The organism is Halomonas ventosae (assembly GCF_004361885.1).
GTDB lineage: Bacteria > Pseudomonadota > Gammaproteobacteria > Pseudomonadales > Halomonadaceae > Halomonas > Halomonas ventosae_C.
This window is the reverse complement of sequence record NZ_SNWH01000002.1, coordinates 1-17,558: the sequence shown is the minus strand read 5'-3', so window position 1 is coordinate 17,558 and position 17,558 is coordinate 1. Positions and strand designations below refer to the sequence as shown.

Annotated in this window: 13 protein-coding genes; 8 read left to right on the top strand and 5 right to left on the bottom strand. The window is 55.2% G+C overall.

The window, feature by feature from the left end:
• Position 1 precedes the first annotated feature (1 nt).
• The 8 genes from DFO68_RS01980 (at position 2) to brxL (ending at position 13,593) form a co-directional block, all read left to right on the top strand.
• Entirely contained in the window at positions 2 to 1,675 is a 1,674-nt protein-coding gene (locus DFO68_RS01980) for an ATP-binding protein (RefSeq protein WP_133481546.1), read from the top strand.
• Between the two features lie 84 nt (positions 1,676 to 1,759).
• Positions 1,760 to 5,257, top strand: coding sequence for a BREX-1 system adenine-specific DNA-methyltransferase PglX (pglX, locus tag DFO68_RS01975; RefSeq protein ID WP_133481544.1), 3,498 nt, complete (start codon positions 1,760 to 1,762; stop codon positions 5,255 to 5,257).
• A 10-nt stretch (positions 5,258 to 5,267) separates the two neighbouring features.
• Positions 5,268 to 6,548: an AAA family ATPase gene (locus DFO68_RS01970; protein ID WP_133481542.1), complete on the top strand. Its 1,281-nt coding sequence runs from the start codon at positions 5,268 to 5,270 to the stop codon at positions 6,546 to 6,548.
• Positions 6,545 to 7,186: a retron system putative HNH endonuclease gene (locus DFO68_RS01965; RefSeq protein WP_022988844.1), complete on the top strand. Its 642-nt coding sequence runs from the start codon at positions 6,545 to 6,547 to the stop codon at positions 7,184 to 7,186. The genes DFO68_RS01970 and DFO68_RS01965 overlap by 4 nt, the downstream gene beginning before the upstream one ends.
• A gap of 61 nt (positions 7,187 to 7,247) precedes the next feature.
• Positions 7,248 to 8,360 carry an AAA family ATPase gene (locus DFO68_RS01960; RefSeq protein ID WP_022992172.1) on the top strand — a complete coding sequence of 371 codons (1,113 nt, stop codon included), beginning with the start codon at positions 7,248 to 7,250 and terminating at the stop codon, positions 8,358 to 8,360.
• Positions 8,357 to 9,034 carry a DUF4276 family protein gene (locus tag DFO68_RS01955; protein ID WP_022988842.1) on the top strand — a complete coding sequence of 226 codons (678 nt, stop codon included), beginning with the start codon at positions 8,357 to 8,359 and terminating at the stop codon, positions 9,032 to 9,034. The genes DFO68_RS01960 and DFO68_RS01955 overlap by 4 nt, the downstream gene beginning before the upstream one ends.
• Positions 9,031 to 11,529, top strand: coding sequence for a BREX-1 system phosphatase PglZ type A (pglZ, locus tag DFO68_RS01950; protein WP_133481540.1), 2,499 nt, complete (start codon positions 9,031 to 9,033; stop codon positions 11,527 to 11,529). The genes DFO68_RS01955 and pglZ overlap by 4 nt, the downstream gene beginning before the upstream one ends.
• 12 nt (positions 11,530 to 11,541) lie before the next feature.
• The gene (gene brxL, locus DFO68_RS01945) at positions 11,542 to 13,593 is read left to right on the top strand and encodes a BREX system Lon protease-like protein BrxL (protein ID WP_133481538.1); all 2,052 of its coding nucleotides are present in this window, start codon (positions 11,542 to 11,544) and stop codon (positions 13,591 to 13,593) included.
• A gap of 32 nt (positions 13,594 to 13,625) precedes the next feature.
• On the opposite strand, the gene DFO68_RS01940 is transcribed toward brxL, so the two are convergent.
• From DFO68_RS01940 to DFO68_RS01920, 5 genes are all read right to left on the bottom strand, one after another.
• Positions 13,626 to 13,976, bottom strand: a complete 351-nt coding sequence (locus tag DFO68_RS01940) for a DUF7673 family protein (protein ID WP_133481536.1) — start codon at positions 13,974 to 13,976, stop codon at positions 13,626 to 13,628.
• A gap of 312 nt (positions 13,977 to 14,288) precedes the next feature.
• Positions 14,289 to 14,921, bottom strand: coding sequence for a recombinase family protein (locus DFO68_RS01935; protein ID WP_133481534.1), 633 nt, complete (start codon positions 14,919 to 14,921; stop codon positions 14,289 to 14,291).
• 120 nt (positions 14,922 to 15,041) lie between these two features.
• Positions 15,042 to 15,431 (bottom strand): hypothetical protein, encoded by a 390-nt coding sequence (locus DFO68_RS01930; protein ID WP_133481532.1) that lies wholly within the window; start codon positions 15,429 to 15,431, stop codon positions 15,042 to 15,044.
• A 69-nt stretch (positions 15,432 to 15,500) separates the two neighbouring features.
• Complete coding sequence (locus DFO68_RS01925; RefSeq protein WP_133481531.1) at positions 15,501 to 15,914, bottom strand: hypothetical protein; 414 nt, start codon at positions 15,912 to 15,914, stop codon at positions 15,501 to 15,503.
• Positions 15,907 to 16,755, bottom strand: a complete 849-nt coding sequence (locus DFO68_RS01920; RefSeq protein ID WP_133481529.1) for a hypothetical protein — start codon at positions 16,753 to 16,755, stop codon at positions 15,907 to 15,909. Before DFO68_RS01920 ends, DFO68_RS01925 begins: the two co-directional genes overlap by 8 nt.
• Positions 16,756 to 17,558 lie beyond the last annotated feature (803 nt).

Genomic DNA, 17,558 nt, shown 5'->3' with positions numbered 1-17,558 from the left:
CATGCACGAAGCTGAACAGGAAATCCGGGCGCTCGTTCACGGCGGCGAGAGCCTCGCCGTCGAGTTCAAGAGCGACGTCAAAAGCCTGCCGGACCGGGATCTGGTAGCCGCGGTGGTGGCCCTGGCCAATACGGAGGGCGGCGACCTGTTCCTGGGCGTTGAAGACGATGGCACCCCGACTGGGCTGCATGCCAATCACCGCAACCTCGCTGGCCTGCCCGCTCTGATTGCCAACAAGACCATTCCCTCGCTGGCTGTGCGCGTTGAGGCCCTGGAGCTGGAAGGGCAACCTATTGCCAGGATCCAGGTACCTAAGTCCCGGCAGCTGGTGTCCACCTCGGATGGCCTGCTGCAACGTCGGCGCCTGAGAATGGACGGCACTCCGGAGGCCGTGCCCTTCTACCCCCATGAGTTTGTTCAGCGCCAGTCCAGCCTGGGGGTAACCGACCCCTCGGCCTTGCCGTTGGAAAACCTGGCGGTTGAGGACCTGGACCCGATTCAGCGCATCCGAATCCGCAACGCCATCAAGAAATACGGCGGCGACCAGAGCCTGATGCCCCTGGCGGACGATGAGCTGGACGGCGCCCTGGGGCTGACTGTGAGCGTGGGTGGCATGCGCCGCCCCACGGTTGCAGGCCTGTTGTTGCTGGGGAACGAAATGCAGCTCCGGCAACACCTACCCTCCCACGAGGTAGCCTTCCAGGTGCTGCGTGGTACCGATGTCCTGGTCAATGAGTTCTACCGCAAACCGCTCCTAGAGACCTTCGAAGAGGTCGAAGTGCTGTTTCGTGCCCGGGTGGAAGAAGAGGAGATTCAGGTCGGGCTGTTTCGTGTGCCCATCCCCAACTTCGACCGACGGGCCTTCCGGGAAGCCTTTGTGAACGCCCTGGTTCATCGCGACTACAGCGCCCTGGGCGCCGTACACGTCAAACTGGACGACGACGGCCTGAGCATCAGCAATCCCGGTGGTTTTGTGGAGGGCGTTAATCTGGACAACCTGCTGGTGGCTGACCCTCGCTCCCGTAACCCCTTGCTGGCAGACATCATCAAGCGCATCGGCCTGGCCGAACGCACTGGCCGAGGCATCGACCGGATCTTCGAGGGTATGCTCCGCTACGGGCGCACCGCTCCCGACTACTCCATGTCGTCTGCTCACACCGTCTCCGTGCGCATGAGCGCAGCGGACGCGGACGCCGAGTTCCTGCGCATGATCGTCGAGCGCGAGGAGCAGACCGGCGCCGCCATGCCCATTGACAGCCTGATCATCCTGTCACGGCTGCGCAATGAGCGGCGTTTAAGAACGGCAGACCTGGCCAAGTCGGTGCAGAAGCCGGAAACCGTGGTGCGGGGCTCCCTGGAGAAACTGGTGGAAGCCGGCATGGTGGAAGCCCACGGCACCGGCAAGGGCCGCACCTACACCTTGAGCGCCAAGGTATATCAAGGGGCGGGGCAAAAGGCCGCCTATGTGCGCCAGGCGGGGTTTGATCCTATCCAGCAAGAGCAGATGGTCATGAGCTTTATTGATACGCACGGCAGCATCAAACGTGCTGACGTGGTTGAGCTGTGCCATATCAGCCCGGATCAAGCCTATAAGTTGTTGGCCAGATTGAAGAAAAGGGGAGAAATCGAGCAAATAGGCGAGCGTAAAGGGGCTATTTACAAGCGCGCGCGTTAATTTATGCGCTCAGCGTAAATATATACGCTCATTTATGCGTCAGCGTATATCGCTCGGTCACGATCAAAACCAAGGCATGAATCGATGGAAACCGCAAAACTCAGAAAATTCGCCCAGTTCGCCCGCCGCAGCCTGATTGAACAGGTCGGCGCCAAGCTAAAACTGGTATTGGCCGAAGAAAGCCCCGCCCGGCGGGAAAGCCCATCGGCCATCAAAAAGCTGGAAGAGGCGATAGCCGAGCAGGGTAAAGAGCAGGTTGTCGAGCGGGTGGCGTATATCTGGTTCAACCGGCTCGTAGCCCTGCGGTTTATGGACGTGAACCGATATAACCGCATCGGCGTGGTCTCGCCCGCCGAGGAGCAGTTCCAACCAGAGATCCTGGCGGATGCCAAGATGGGCCATATCGATGAAGAGATGGTCGTGGAAAATACCCGAAAACGGGCCTTCGCCCTGCTCGATGGCAAAATGCCCAGCCAGGATCCCCAAGGGGAAGCCTATCGCTTACTGGTCGTAGCCGCCTGTAACTATTGGTACAGCGCCATGCCGTTCCTGTTCGAGCGTATCGACGATTACACCGAGCTTTTGATGCCGGATGATCTTCTATCGGGTAACTCGATTCTGGCCTATACCCGCGAAGCCATGACGCCGGATGTCTGTAAAGATGTTGAGGTAATCGGTTGGCTGTATCAGTTCTATATCTCCGAGAAGAAAGACCAGGTATTTGCTGATCTCAAGAAGAACAAGAAGGTTACTCCCGAGAATATCCCGGCGGCGACTCAGCTGTTCACGCCGCACTGGATTGTTCGGTATCTGGTGGAGAACTCTCTGGGGCGCCTCTGGATGCTCAACCGCCCTGATTCTGGCTTGATCGAGCAGATGGATTACTACATCAAGCCGGAAGAGCCCGAGACGGATTTCCTACGCATCAGCAGCCCGGAGGAAATCCAGATCTGCGATCCAGCCTGCGGCTCGGGCCATATGCTGACGTATGCATTCGATCTTCTTTATGCCATTTACGAGGAGGAAGGCTACGAACCTGCCGATATTTCGGCCAAGATCCTGACTCATAACCTGTATGGCATTGAAATCGATGAGCGTGCCGGTGAGTTGGCCGCTTTTGCTCTAACCATGAAGGCACGTGCCAAGCAGCGTCGGTTCTTTCGTAAGCCAGTTCAGCCCAATATTTGTGTGCTGGAAAATATACGTTTCGACGAAGGCGAGCTGAAGGAATACATGGAGTTTGTCGGGTGCGACCTCTTTACCGCGCCGCTGCAAACTACCCTTCGTCAGTTTGAAGAGTCCGATAACTTCGGCTCCCTCATTCGCCCTGGCCTGACGGATGTGGAAGACATGTTGGCCATACTGGCAGCCAAGGACGTGGCGGGACAGTTGTTCCTGAGTCAGACACACCAGAAGGTGTTGCAGGCACTGAGACAGGCTAAATATCTGAGCCCAACATACCACGTGGTAGTGGCTAACCCTCCCTATGCGAACGCAACAGGCCTGAACCCCAAACTTGTCAGATTTGTAAAGGCGAATTACCCAGATAGTAAAGCTGACCTTATGACCTGCTTCATGGAGAGAGCGGGCCACCTCGCCCGGCCAAATGGACTTTGGGGAATGATAAACCTCCCCTCATGGATGTTCATATCGTCGTTTGAAAAGCTGCGAATTAAGCTTCTTGAAAATTATACTATTCAGTCTCTGGTCCATCTCGGACGTGGTATCTTCGGCTCCGACTTTGGGACTGTCAGCTTCGTAATACATAACAAGAAACCTGACGTCAGAACGACCGGAACTTACAGACGTCTTTTCGATCGTCATGTTCAGGTTCGCTCTCCCGAACAGATCGAAAACCTCTTCTTGAATCAAGAGCTCGGGAAGTATTCAATTCCTCAGAATCAACTCCGAAAGATCCCGGGTAATCCGATTGCTTATTGGGCAACAGACAATATCGTTGATCTCTTCGACGATGAGAGTGCTTATCTTGGTCAGAAGTTAAACCTGAGAGAAGGCATTAATACTGGCGATAACGAAAGATTTTTAAGGCTTTGGCATGAAGTCGGCGATGCCTCATTTGATAGGAACGTATCAGAAAAGCCGACTGCCTTAAAATGGAAAAAACATCGTAAAGGTGGCCCTTTCAGAAAATGGTATGGAAACGGTGAGTATGCGCTTAACTGGGGTGAGGTAGGTCAAGAAATACACTCTTATCACGGCCTTCCACTTGAGTATCGGGGCGCCCCAATGCGTGGGAAGCAGTTCTTTCTAAAAGAAGCCGCATCGTGGACACGTGTAAGCTCAGGGGACTTTGCTATCCGACACTCGCCCCCAGGCGAGACGTTTGACTCGACGGCTCCTTCCATTTTTGGAAGTTCAGATGAATTACTTGTTGCTGAAGCTTTCCTAAACGGCCCCATTTCACGTTTTCTACTCGGAATGCTCAGTCAGACAATCGACTTTCGCCTTACTGGGTTGGGGAGGCTGCCGCTAAAGCTCCCCGAGGCATCACATCGCGCAATAAAGTCTTCCGTCGGACAGATTATCCAAATTGCGAAATCCGACTGGGACGCTTACGAAACCTCGTGGGATTTCACCGCGCTCCCGCTGCTCTCACCTGATCAACGGGCCGAGACTCTGGAGGCCACCTATGCCGCTGTCCGCGCCCATTGGCAGGGTATGACGAATGAGATGCAGCGACTTGAACAAGAGAACAACCGCATCTTCATCGAAGCCTATGGTCTGCAAGATGAGCTGTCCCCCGAGGTTCCGATTGAAGAGATTACACTCACCTGCAACCCGGCCTATCGCTATGGGGTGAAAGGGTCTGAGGAAGAACGCGAAACCCGCCTGCTCGCGGACACTATGGCTGAACTTATCTCCTACGCAGTGGGTTGCGTGTTCGGCCGCTACGCGCTGGACAAACCGGGGCTGATCCTGGCCAACCAGGGAGAGACCATCGAGGACTACCTTCAGCAGATCCCAGAGCCGAGCTTCCCGGCGGATGAGGATAATGTCATCCCCATGCTCGATGGCGACTGGTTCACCGATGACATCACCGAGCGCTTCCGTGAATTCCTGCGCATCGCCTTTGGCGAAGAGCACTATGACAAAAACCTCCGCTTTGTCGAGCAGGCGCTGGGCAAGGACATCCGCAAGTACTTCCTGAAGGACTTCTACAACGACCACGTGCGTCGTTACAAGAAACGGCCCATCTACTGGCTGTTCTCCTCACCCAAAGGCTCATTCAACGCGCTGATCTACATGCACCGCTACCAGCCTCACACCGTGGGCACGGTGCTGGAGTATCTGCGGGATTTCAAAGACGAGAAGCTAAAAGCCCGGAAGAACCACCTGGAAGCCGTCAGTATCAGCTCCAGCGCCTCTCAGGGTGAGAAAACCAAGGCTCTGAAAGAGATCGAAAAAATCAACAAGATTCTTGCCGAGCTGGATGATTACGAGCGGGAGGTGCTCTACCCTCTGGCCACCGAACAGGTAGAAATCGATCTCGATGACGGGGTAAAAGCCAACTACCCGAAGTTTGGCAGCGCCTTGAAGAAGATTACCGGCCTCTCTGGCTAGGAGCACAGGCATGCATATCAGCAAACTAACCTTGCAGCGCTTTCGTGGCGCTCAAGATCTACCGCTGGATCTGGACGACAAGCTCAATGTGTTTGTCGGTATGAATGGCGCGGGCAAATCCAGCATTCTGGATGCTTCGGCCATCATGCTGTCCTGGCTGGCGAACCGGATTAAGCATGCGGGTGCATCTGGGCGTCCGATTGCAGAATCCGATATCAGAAATGGTGAATCCTCCGCCAATCTGGCCATTCAGCTATGTGATGAGGGTACTTCCTTCGGCTGGAACTTGGCGAAGGTGCGTAAGGGGTACAGCAAAAAGGACCTGGCCTCTGTTCTGATTTCTGCATCCGAAACGGCCAAGGGTATTCAGGCCGGCATCACCGAACACAACGGGAAGGTAAACATCCCCTTGTTTGCTTACTACCCGGTGAATCGCGCTGTGTTGGATATTCCACTGCGTATCCGAGAAAAGCATCAGTTCGGGCTTCTTTCTGCTTACGAGGAGTCGCTAACCAGTGGCGCCAACTTCCGTACTTTCTTTGAATGGTTCCGGGAGCGTGAAGACCTTGAGAACGAGAACCGCAAATACATAGATGATCTGATCAAGCCGGACGATTTCGAGTTCCCGGATTCGCAGCTAACGGCGGTGCGGCGGGCCCTTGAGATTTTCATGCCGGACTTCCAAAACCTGACCGTAAGGCGCCAACCGCTGCGGATGGAGGTAACGAAGAAAGGCCAGCGGCTGACGGTAAACCAGCTTTCCGATGGCGAAAAATGCTTGATGGCCATGGTTGGCGACCTTGCCAGGCGCATGGCCATAGCCAACCCGGAGCGAGAAGATCCGCTGCTGGGAGATGGCATTGTGATGATCGATGAAATTGATCTGCACCTGCATCCGAAATGGCAGCGCCTGGTGGTGCCCAGTTTGAGGGCGGTTTTCCCGAACTGTCAGTTTTTTATCTCCACTCATTCACCGCATGTAATTACCCATGTGAAACCGGAGAATCTGTTCCTTATGAACATGACAGATGCCGGGGAATTGGAGATTGTTCGCCCGAATGAGTCCTACGGGAAGACGGTGGACAGGGTACTTGAAGATCTGATGGGCCTTGAGACCACACGCCCTGACCAAGTGGAAGATGCTCTTCGAGCTATTTACGGGCAAATCAATGATGGCGAGCTTGATACTGCCAGAAAAGGCATTGCTGAATTGGAACGAGACATTGGCGAAGATCCGGAACTGGTAAAAGCCAAGGTGCTGATCAAACGCAAGGAGCTGATTGGCCGATGAAGTATGTGGAGAAGCGCCACGAACCTGAAGTTTTTACGCAATGGAAGGCTCTGGCCAATGTCAATGAAGACTGGCAGCCTACCTATGGCGACCTGAGGGGTGAGCCCAAAGCCTCGGTAAAGAGATCATTGATGCGGGAGCAGGGTTACATCTGCTGCTATTGTGAACGCCGGTTAACCGAGGGCGATTCCCACATAGAACACTTTCAGCCTCAGAGTGACCCGACTGTGGATCCGCTGGATTACGGCAATCTTTTGTGCTCCTGCCAGAATCAGATCAGAAAGGGTGAGCCCCGTCACTGCGGTAACCTGAAAGGCGACTGGTTTGACCCCGAGCTGTTGATATCTCCGCTGGATGCGAATTGTGAGCCCCGGTTTGGTTTTGAAGGTGATGGTTGGATTAAACCTGCTGACAATAACGACCGGGCGGCCTGTGAAACCATTACCCGACTGGGCCTCGACCTGCCCAAGTTGAATGAGTTGAGAGCTGGAGCAATTGAGCCTTTCCTGGATGATAGCTTGAGCCATGATGAGCTGGGTCAGTTCGTGTCGGGCTACTTAACCATGGGAGCAGACGGCCGTTTCGGTGAGTTCTGGACCACCATCAAATACCTGTTTGGGGACTATGCCGCCGCATGAGTAATCGAATTTCCCAGGCCTCTCATGAATATCCCAGGTCGCTCATGAAGGAGGGCTACCTATGAAATTGAAAGAAATTGCCGTTAAAGGCTTTAAATCCATCAGCAATCACGACTACGAGCGTATTGCCTTTAACGATGTCACGGTGCTGTTGGGGGCGAATGGCTCCGGGAAAAGTAACCTGATTTCACTGTTCCGGCTGTTGGGATTTATGACCACTGGTGCTCTGCAGCAGTACGTTGGCAGGCAGGGCGTCAGCCAGCTTCTGTTTTATGGCCCAAAGGTGACCGAATCGCTGAGTTTCAGCGTGAAACTGGAAGATGACAGCACCACGGACTCCTACGATGTAAAGCTATCGTATGGGTTGCCGGACCGGCTGTTCGTCAGCGGTGAACAGGTAAGCTATCACAAGGCCGGTCACCCCAGACCGCAGGAATACTTTCTGTCCAGTGGTGGCCCCGAAGCGGATCTGGGGCAGGATGATCGGCCCACCAGTAAAGTGCTTACCGGTCTGCTCAGAGGCATACAAACCTTCCAGTTTCACGACACATCCGACACCGCCCGAATCAAGGACCGGGTGTACGTTGATGATGTGTCCTACCTGCGCAGCGATGGGGGCAACCTCGCGGCCTTCCTCAAGATGTTGAAGGAGTCGGACAGCTATCGTCCTTACTACGAACGAATTGTCCGGCATATTCGCAAGATTATGCCGCAGTTCAACGACTTCGTACTGGATACCCTTCCTGGCAATGACCGTTTCGTGCGACTGAACTGGTCTGATACCTACCGCCAGGATTATCTTTTTGGTCCGGATCAGATTTCCGACGGGTCTCTTCGCTTCATGGCGCTGACCACACTACTGTTGCAGCCACCGGCGTTGCTTCCAAAAGTGATCGTTCTGGATGAGCCGGAGTTGGGTCTGCATCCGGCTGCCACGCTTGAGCTTGCCGGTATGATCAAACGTGCATCCCAGAAAACGCAGGTGGTCCTGGCCACCCAGTCCACACGGCTGGTGGATGAATTCCTGCCGGAGCAGATTGTGATTGTGGAGCGCGATTCAAAGACCGGCGCCAGCTCGTTCCACCGTCTGGAAGCGGAGGCGCTGGGTGAATGGTTGCAACGGTACAGCCTCTCGGAGCTTTGGGAGAAAAATGTGTTGGGAGGGCAGCCGTGATTCGACTGCACATAACCGCAGAGGGCCAGACCGAGAAAGCCTTCGTCGACCAGGTTTTGACACCCCATCTGGCGCACTTTGATGTCTACACCGACGCGCGCTGTGTGTTAACGAGCAAGGACAAACGGGCAGCCAAAGAATACCGGGGTGGCTTGATCAGTTACCAGAAGGCAAAAGCAGACATCGAAACCTGGATGAAGGAAGACGCCAACCAGGAATGCTGGTTTACCAGCATGTTCGATTTATATGCCTTGCCAGACGATTTCCCAGGATTTGACGAGGCGGAACGGCTGGAGCCTTATCAAAGGATCGAACGGCTCGAAGCTGCTTTTGGCAATGAAATGAACAAGCCAAACTTTATTCCCTATATCCAGTTGCATGAATTTGAAAGCCTGATTCTGGCTGACCCGGCCAAGCTGGATTGGGAGTACCTGGAGCACGACCAGCCAATTGGAAATCTAGTGAAGATGGTCGGCTCCCAAAATCCGGAGCTCATCAATGACGGTCGAGAAACAGCGCCATCAAAACGAATTCTCAAAGAGATACCGGAGTACGACAAGGTGACATCAGGGGTATCGGTTGCGGCTCACATCGGCCTCGGTGCTCTGCGGGCCTCATGCAAACACTTTGATGAGTGGGTGTCGCGCTTGGAGAAGCTCGGGGGCAAAGAATGAGCCAGCAAATCAATTATGCGCTGGGCAGGCTTTTCGATAAGCACCGGGTTGTGTTCTGGTACGACACCAAGCAAGAGCTGCGCAGTGACTTCGAGGCGGTTTCCATTCCGGACGTGGAGAAGCTGGAGATCGCCAACAACGAGTACGGCCTGAAACATCGCATCCTGCGGGAGGCACCGGAACAGAAATTCTTGCTGTACAAAGAAGGGCCACAACCGGAGGATCTGGACAACTGGTTGCTGGACGTACAGCTGGCCCACGGCGAGTTCCGGACCGACCAGGTGGCCATCTGGCTGTCCGAGTTGGAGTTGGGCCTGGAGTTCGCCGAGATAGCTCAGGCCCATACGGAGTTCTTTCAGGCGATCAAGCGCAAGGAGGCACTGAAGAAGTTGCTGAAGCCGGACGATACCGCCGGCCAGCTGCGCCTGAAGATGCTGGCCGTGTGTGCCGGTAGCGAGCCCCGTATGGACTCGGTGGTGGAAACCCTGCTGCAGCAACTGGCTGAAGACCGTGATGATGGCATCCGGCTGATTGAGCGCTGTGGTCTGGGCAGCTTCCTGTGGGAGCAACTGACCCGTTTCTACGGCTACGAGGCCAGTGAACCCAGCCTGCGCGATTTCGTGATCGAGCTGTTCAAGTCCTGCTACGCCATGGGTACCGATGGCGATGTCAAACTGACCGGCGACGCCCTGGTGTTCCTCAAGCGCTGGAAAGACAGCCGGCAGTTCGAGCAGGGGTTTGAAACCCTGTCTGCCGAGTGTGCCGAGGTGCTGGGCATTGAGCAGGATCTGGGTAAGCGGGACTTCCGGGACCTGGTTGAGCTGGATTACTTCCGGCTAATCGACCAGAAGATTATCAGTGACCTGGTGCGGGCGGTGGTAGGCCGCACGGTCACTAGTGGCGATGTGGCATTGTGGGTACGGCAGCGGCGCCAGGGCCACTGGTACGGGGAGTTCCGCCACCTGTATGAAGCCATTGAGTTTGCGGCCCGTTTTGTCCAGATGCTCGGTGAGGCTCGTCTCACCATGGACAGCCTCTCCGACGGCGTTCAGCGATACAGCCGTTCCTGGTTCCAGTTGGATCAGCTCTACCGCAAATTTACCTACCATGTGCGCATGTCCGGCCAGGCATCGTTAATGGGCGATCTCAGTGAGCAGGTGGAGAATTTGTATTCCAACAACTACCTGCTCAAGCTGGGCGACGGCTTCCAGGTTCACGTGGATGCCGCGCCGCGCTGGGAGGCCTATCCGGTCGTTCAGCAAACAGCCTTTTTCGAGCACTGGGTTCGCCCGTACCTGTGCAAGGACAAACGGATCTGCGTGATCATTTCCGACGCCATGCGCTATGAGATTGGTGATGAGCTGCTGGGCCTTATCCGGCAGGAAGATCGCTACAGCGCGGAGCTTGAACCGGCACTCTCGACCCTTCCCAGCTATACCCAGCTCGGTATGGCGGCGCTACTGCCCAACAAGTCCCTGGCAATCGCCGACAACGATACCGGTACGGTACTGGTGGATGGCCAAAGCTCACAGGGCACGGTCAACCGTACCAAAATCCTGCAGGCCGCCTTGGATGGTCGGGGCCAGGCCGTCAAGGCGGAGGATTTTATGCAGCTCAACCGGGAAGACAGCCGTGAGCTGCTCAAGGGTAATGATGTGCTGTACATCTACCACAACCGCATCGATCACACCGGCGACAAGATGCATTCAGAGGGGCAGGCCTTTGAAGCCGCAGAACAAACCCTGGATGACCTGATTCGACTGATCAAGAAGCTCACGGCTGCCAACGCCAATAACCTGCTGATCACCGCTGACCATGGCTTTATTTACCAGAACCGTGAGCTGGATGAGAGTGACTTCCTGGGTGACGTCGTTTGTGGCGATGATATTCGCTACCGGGACCGTCGGTTCGTGCTGGGTAAGGGGCTGTCCGCCTCTCCGGCCTTCCATCACTTCTCGTCTGAGCAGCTTGGGCTGGATGGCGATATGGAAGTGCAGATTCCCAAGTCCATCAACCGACTGCGCCTTAAAGGCTCTGGCAGCCGCTTTGTGCATGGCGGCGCATCCCTTCAGGAGGTTGTGATTCCGGTCCTGAAGGTTAACAAGAAGCGCCAGAGTGATGTCAGCGCCGTTGAGGTGGACATCCTGCGTGGGGCCAGCTCGGTGATCACTTCCGGCCAACTGGCCGTCACCTTGTATCAGTCCGGACCGGTTACCGAGAAAGTACAGCCTCGCCACCTGCGGGCTGGGATTTATACCCAGTCAGGGGAGTTGATTTCGGACAGTCACGAACTGTCGTTTGACCTGACCTCGGAGAACCCCCGCGAGCGGGAGCTTCAGGTGCGCTTTGTGCTCAGCCGCAAGGCGGACGAGGCCAACGGCCAGGAGGTTTTCCTGAAGCTGGAAGAACAGCACGCCGGCACCTCCCACTACAAGGAATACAAGTCGCTCAGGTATTTGATGCGGCGGTCCTTTACCAGCGATTTTGATTTCTGAGGGTTATAGCCAATGAGTACGCTTGACCAAAAGATCAACGAACACTTCCCCGGGTTGGTGGTGCGCAAAGACCTGGTGAAAACGGTCAAGGGCAACGCCATCGTTCCCTCATACGTGCTGGAGTATCTGCTCGGCCAATACTGCGCCACTAACGACGAGGCCACGATTAAAACAGGGATTGAAACGGTCAAGGAGATTCTGGCCAAGCACTATGTCCACCGGAACGAGGCCGGACTGGTGCGCTCGAATATCAAGGAAAAGGGGCGCTACAAGGTTATCGACAAGATCAGTGTGGCCCTGAATGAGAAGACGGATGCCTACGAGGCGCAGTTTTCCAACCTGGGAATCAAGAAGGTATTGGTGGATTCTGGGACCGTCAAGGCCCACCCCAAACTGCTGGTAAGCGGCGTATGGTGCATTGCGGACATCGAATACGTATTTTCTGAAGACCAGAACGTCAGCCCCTGGATTCTGTCCACCCTCAAGCCGATTCAGCTATCGCACTTCGACTACGACGCCTACGTTGCCGCGCGGCAGCAGTTCAGCACCGATGAGTGGATTGACCTGCTGATCCAGAGTATCGGCTTTAACCCGGAGATGTTCGGACGGCGCAGCAAGCTGACGCAACTGGTCCGATTGATTCCGTTCTGCGAGCGGAACTACAACCTTATCGAACTTGGCCCCAAGGGGACGGGTAAATCCCACGTTTACTCCGAATTCTCGCCCCATGGGATCCTGGTTTCCGGTGGTGAAGTCACCGTACCCAAGCTGTTTGTGAATAACTCCAGCGGCAAAATCGGCCTGGTGGGCTACTGGGATTGCGTGGCCTTTGACGAATTCGCCGGTAAACAGAAGCGAGTCGACAAGGCCCTGGTCGACATCATGAAGAACTACATGGCCAACAAGTCCTTCTCCCGTGGCGTGGAAACCCTGGGCGCCGAGGCGTCCATGGTGTTCGTGGGGAACACCCGGCACACTGTTCCTTACATGCTGAAGCATTCAGACCTGTTCGATGAACTGCCGGACAAGTTCTACGATTCTGCCTTTCTGGACCGGATCCACTTCTATATTCCGGGATGGGAGGTCGACATCATCCGGGGCGAGATGTTCTCCGACGGCTATGGCTTCGTGGTGGACTACCTTGCAGAAATCCTGCGCTCGATGCGGAACTACGATTACTCCGACCAGTATAAGGAGCACTTTACCCTTTCTTCGGATATCTCGACCCGTGATCGGGACGGTATTAACAAGACCTTTTCCGGCTTGATGAAGATCCTGTTCCCCCAGGGGGGAGCGACCAGGGAAGAGGTTGAAGAAGTGCTGCGCTTTGCCATTGAGGGGCGCAAGCGGGTCAAGGACCAGTTACAGCGGATTGATACCACCTACGGCGAAGTACGCTTTTCCTATCAGGATCAACAAGGCCAGGAAATACTGGTCACGACACTTGAGGAGGAAGAGTACCCAGGCTACTACCACCAGACGGTCTCGACTCCTGATGACGAGGGAGTAGAACCCGAGCCAACAGCGGACGTTAAAGGTGTCGAGCCAGAAGAGCTGAATGCCCCCGAGCCAGTACTGGAAGAAAAGCACCTGACCTTCCAGGAAAATCAGAAGGGCATCTCATTCGACGGCTTGTTTGGCGCATACCTGAAAGGAGCCAGCAAGATCACCGTCACAGACCCCTACATCCGGCTTTTCTACCAGATCCGCAATTTCATGGAGTTTCTCGAAGCCATCGTGAAGAACAAGGCCGAAGAAGATGAAGTGGAGGTTCACCTCGTCACCGTCAGGGACGAGTTCAAGGGTGACCTGCAAGACGAGAGTTTTGAAAAAATCCAGGAATCCGCTCGCACCGTGGGCATCGACTTCACCTGGGCGTTTGACGAAAGCGGCACCATTCACGCCCGTCATATCGTTACGGACCACGGCTGGAAGATATCGCTGGATCGAGGGTTGGACATCTTCCAGCACTACGAGATGAATGAAGCCTTCGCCTTTGCCAACCGGTTACAGCAGTTTCGGTCTAGCAAAGCCTTCGAAGTTACCTTCATCAAACAGCCATAGATCCACTCGGGAGTGCAATGGGATGCGGGGTGTCAGGTACCCACTTCCCACTCCCACCAAGCCTGAAACAACTCATCACCACCCGGCACATAGGTGTGAACTTCCCGGCCATTCCAATCCAGCGCCAGAACCTGCAAGGCTGCCTGTTGCAGTTCGGTATCCAAGGCCCTCAACCGGTTCAACTCGAATGGCCAGTGGCTCGCGTTATAAAGGCCAAGCAGGAATCGCCGGATATGCCGGGCCTGGCCGCTCCCACTATGAGCGGCGTCGATCAGCATTGTGAGAACCGGAAGCCCCGCGTCCTCCCGCTGTTGCCTCCGCTTTTCTTCCTGTCCCAGCAAAAATAGAAAGCTTTCGGGAAGCATGGCTGTTCTGTCCGTCATGTGCATAACCTCATATCGACTTCACGATTATGCTGCCATGGACGACGCAGTAGGCACGGCTCTCGAACTGTCCGTTTTGGGCAAGAACACCAGTTTGCCCCGAATTTATTTCAGATCGCTGTTAGGACGGTGCGCCTTCCTCCGGAACTTGCGCTCTACGTACGCTTCCAGACGGTCCGCGTTTCGGTAGGCCACAACGCAGATAAAAAGTACAACTGCGACAAAGCTCAGGAATGCAATCAGTGTGGCAGATAGATTCAGCATATTCAGGTCTCCAATGGTTGATGGCCCTTTGAGGGCAGTTTGTTGGTTTCAGGCCACAGCATCGGCCTGTCTTTGTTCTTTGGCGACAGACGCAATCAAGTGCCGCGAGCAACTCAGCATCTCCTGGATCTCGCTGTAGCTGTGACCACTGCGTAGTAGGCTGGCGATGTGCTGTCTGCGCTTCAGGTCTGGTTGCCGCCCCTGGTACTTGCCCTCCGTTTTTGCTTTATGAATGCCATGGAACTGCCGGCGCCGACGGTCTTCGTAATCTTTGCGGGCCACGGCAGCCAGCATGTCGAGCATCATGGCGTTGACCGCTCGTAGAATGGAGTCGGTGAAACCGGTGTCGTCCTTCTTTTCCAGGGCGAGCCAACTGGTCGGTAATTCCGGGGAGACGATGGCTAACCGCTTGGCGGCCAGTTTTTGTTTGAGAGAGTCCCAATCATTCTGTTTGAGGCGAGCCAGCCGGTCGATCTGTTCGACCAGCACAATGTCGCTCTCGCCGGAATCTGCAATCGGCTTCATCAGCTCGGGGCGGTGTAAGGTGGCGCCGGACACGTTCTCCACATAGAAAGCCGCAATGCGCTGACCGTGGTTGGCTGCGAACTGTACCAGTGACTCCCGGGCTCGCTCCGCGTTCTGTTCCTGCGTGGATGCCCGAAGGTAGGCTCGAATAAACATCGTCGGTTCCTCAGTCTGTTATAAGTGGTTCTCTCTGGCTGGTCTGGATTAGGTGGTTCTGGTGGCCGTTACCGGGTTCGAACCTCTGGTTCTCCTGATCTGTACCCATAAGGAACCACCTCAAGAGTCGAGAAACTCCCCGAACGGATCGTCCGCTCGATAAATCTGGTTGATTCTGTCGTCATCGAAGAAACCATCTGTACCGCCATTGCTCCCGTTGCCGGAAGTTGCCTTGTTGCCCGCGCCGGTTGCCTCCTCATCACTGCCTCGACTGAACGACGCCATCTTTTGTTCGAATTCAGGAAACGTCATTTCCCCATCGGGTCCCTTGGCGAAAAACGTCTTGTAAGCACCGACTACGGCCAGTGCGAAGCGAATGAACAGTACGACCACCCACAGCACGAACAATAGATACCATGCGTAAAGGGCTGCCTCGGTACCCCTAAAGGCGAGCTCCACAACGCCGATCCCGGTGAGCCCCACTGCTGCGATTTTTGCCACTCTCACCATGGCTTTGTCCTCGATAGTTCTTTACATTGAAGCTACCAGAACCTGAGAAAATGCAAGTTTTGCCCGGCGTCAGGCGGCTACGGATTGCCCGGCCAGCCACGGCAGTTTCACCTTGCTGTAGGCATCGTTCGTCATCGCCCTCAAATCTTCCACGTCCAGGTGTGGAACCACCAACGCAGTGCCTTGGTATCGAGCTCGCGGGTAGTTGGTTGGCTGGAATACGCCATGAGGGAGGTCGTCCTCATCGCCCAGCCACTGTCTGAGCCGGAGATCGATACACCAGCCCTGTTCGAGCTCGACCCAGCAATGGGGAGCGGTGGTCATTCGGCTCAGTCGGTCCTCCGCGGATCCGATCCGGCACTGATGGAAGATGCCTCGCTCGCTCAGGGCATTGCTGATCACAAAAGTCATGTAGACGCTATCGACTCTCAGGTCCTCCAGCGGCAGCAGTGCCAACTCAAGTTCATCGTGCCAGTCACTCATGGCCGGGCTCCCTGAACATCAGCTGTTGACCCTGTTCATACAACACCGGATAGGGGAGCGGCTCGCCGTCCTGGATCACGGTGTTCGGTGGAAAGTACATCACTATCCAGGGAGGCATGTCAGCGCTGACAGCGCCGTAGAACTCATCTACTGGAAAGGTACGTTCATGGCCGGACTGCCGAAATACCAGTCGGGAGTATTTCTCGGGGTGGTTGGCAGCGATGTTGTAACTGGCAGCTTCACCACCGATGACATAGCGTGGTGTCTTCCAGTGATTCGGCTGTTGGATGTTGTAGGCGATAATGCAGTTGCTATCGGCACAGCCATATCGCTCGGCTGTTACCGACCACAGCATGAGCGGGTGCCCGTCAATCTCCGGCGCCTTCACGTCTGTGAGTTTCGTTGCAGTAATTGCCATCGATTCGGCGGCCTGGGTGATGGCCTCATCTACGACTGCAACATAGTGGTCATAGGCGTCATCCTCGTTCGCCGCCAGTGATTCCGGCATCCAGCCCATCAGGCTGGGTCGCGCCGAAGGGTTGTCCGGCGTCATCATGATATCGGTGGCGTTAAATAGCAGTGTCTGGGTGCCGGTAAGATGACGAAGCGGTGCATCTAATGAGGTGGCCAGACTGGCCAGGTTGAGGGCGCTCAACAACAAACCCTTTCGATACGAGCGCGTCCCGTCTGGTGAATCTCGCAGGTCCTGATCGTAGAGGCCGCCGGCACGGGCCAGATTCAGTGCGCGGGATGATTCGTCGTCATAGTGTCGAGGCATGGCAGCGCAACCCGCGAGCGCGGCTGTAGTTACAGCAAAACAAATGGTCTTCAACTTGGTCATTTTGAACTCCTGCGTTTTCTAAAATACTCGCACGAAGTTTCAAATATGCAAGAGGAAAATCAAAAATATCTAATAAAATCAAAGGTTTGTTCTGTCAGTACAAACTTCGGTGTATCCGCAGTGGTGCATCGGGAGTGCCGCTCTTGCTAGACTTGCCAACAGGTTTTTTTCGGTTGAGACAAGGTGTTGGTAAATCGGAAAAGGATCAGAGATTCCCAGTTTCCCACTTATCCCAGTTTATAATCATGGGTAGTAACCGATTGGGCCAATCAGAGATAAAGTTTCTATCCATGGGTAGTAAAATGGGTAGTATTGGGCGAATATCGATACAAAAACTAAGGCAAGAATCTGGTTTTTAAGGATTTTAAATTATTATTCTTCGAGCAGATCCAGAATATCGAGTGATGGCCACTCCCCAGCGTCAGGATCAAGGCCCTGGCCTTTTTTCCAAGGACCCCTCCGCGCGGCCCACGTGTTGTGCGGCAGCTACAGAGCCCGCACCCGCCAGTCCTCGACGATGTCCACGCCCGCTTCACGCAGCACGCGCGATACCGGGCAGCGTTTGTGCAACTCGGTCTTGAGGGCGTCTAGCGCTTCTAAAGTGGACCCCACGGTCAAGACAGAATCTGTCTGGATTTAAGCTAATGCCTCGGCCATGTTCGCAGCTGCACAGCGCTGCCCTGTTGCTTCGTTCTGCGATGTCGCCCTTCGGCCCCCGAAGTGATCGGGTATGGAGGCACCACCACCCACGCCGCTCAGGTAGACCTCATCGGGTGCTCGGTAACCCATGGACTGGTGGGGTC

Excerpts from the sequence above, each read along its gene's own strand:
- DFO68_RS01980 (WP_133481546.1), top strand. The coding sequence starts at position 2 with ATGCACGAAGCTGAACAGGAAATCCGGGCGCTCGTTCACGGCGGCGAG.
- pglX (WP_133481544.1), top strand. The coding sequence starts at position 1,760 with ATGGAAACCGCAAAACTCAGAAAATTCGCCCAGTTCGCCCGCCGCAGC.
- DFO68_RS01970 (WP_133481542.1), top strand. The coding sequence starts at position 5,268 with ATGCATATCAGCAAACTAACCTTGCAGCGCTTTCGTGGCGCTCAAGAT.
- DFO68_RS01965 (WP_022988844.1), top strand. The coding sequence starts at position 6,545 with ATGAAGTATGTGGAGAAGCGCCACGAACCTGAAGTTTTTACGCAATGG.
- DFO68_RS01960 (WP_022992172.1), top strand. The coding sequence starts at position 7,248 with ATGAAATTGAAAGAAATTGCCGTTAAAGGCTTTAAATCCATCAGCAAT.
- pglZ (WP_133481540.1), top strand. The coding sequence starts at position 9,031 with ATGAGCCAGCAAATCAATTATGCGCTGGGCAGGCTTTTCGATAAGCAC.
- brxL (WP_133481538.1), top strand. The coding sequence starts at position 11,542 with ATGAGTACGCTTGACCAAAAGATCAACGAACACTTCCCCGGGTTGGTG.
- DFO68_RS01940 (WP_133481536.1), bottom strand. The coding sequence starts at position 13,976 with ATGACGGACAGAACAGCCATGCTTCCCGAAAGCTTTCTATTTTTGCTG.
- DFO68_RS01935 (WP_133481534.1), bottom strand. The coding sequence starts at position 14,921 with ATGTTTATTCGAGCCTACCTTCGGGCATCCACGCAGGAACAGAACGCG.
- DFO68_RS01930 (WP_133481532.1), bottom strand. The coding sequence starts at position 15,431 with ATGGTGAGAGTGGCAAAAATCGCAGCAGTGGGGCTCACCGGGATCGGC.
- DFO68_RS01925 (WP_133481531.1), bottom strand. The coding sequence starts at position 15,914 with ATGAGTGACTGGCACGATGAACTTGAGTTGGCACTGCTGCCGCTGGAG.
- DFO68_RS01920 (WP_133481529.1), bottom strand. The coding sequence starts at position 16,755 with ATGACCAAGTTGAAGACCATTTGTTTTGCTGTAACTACAGCCGCGCTC.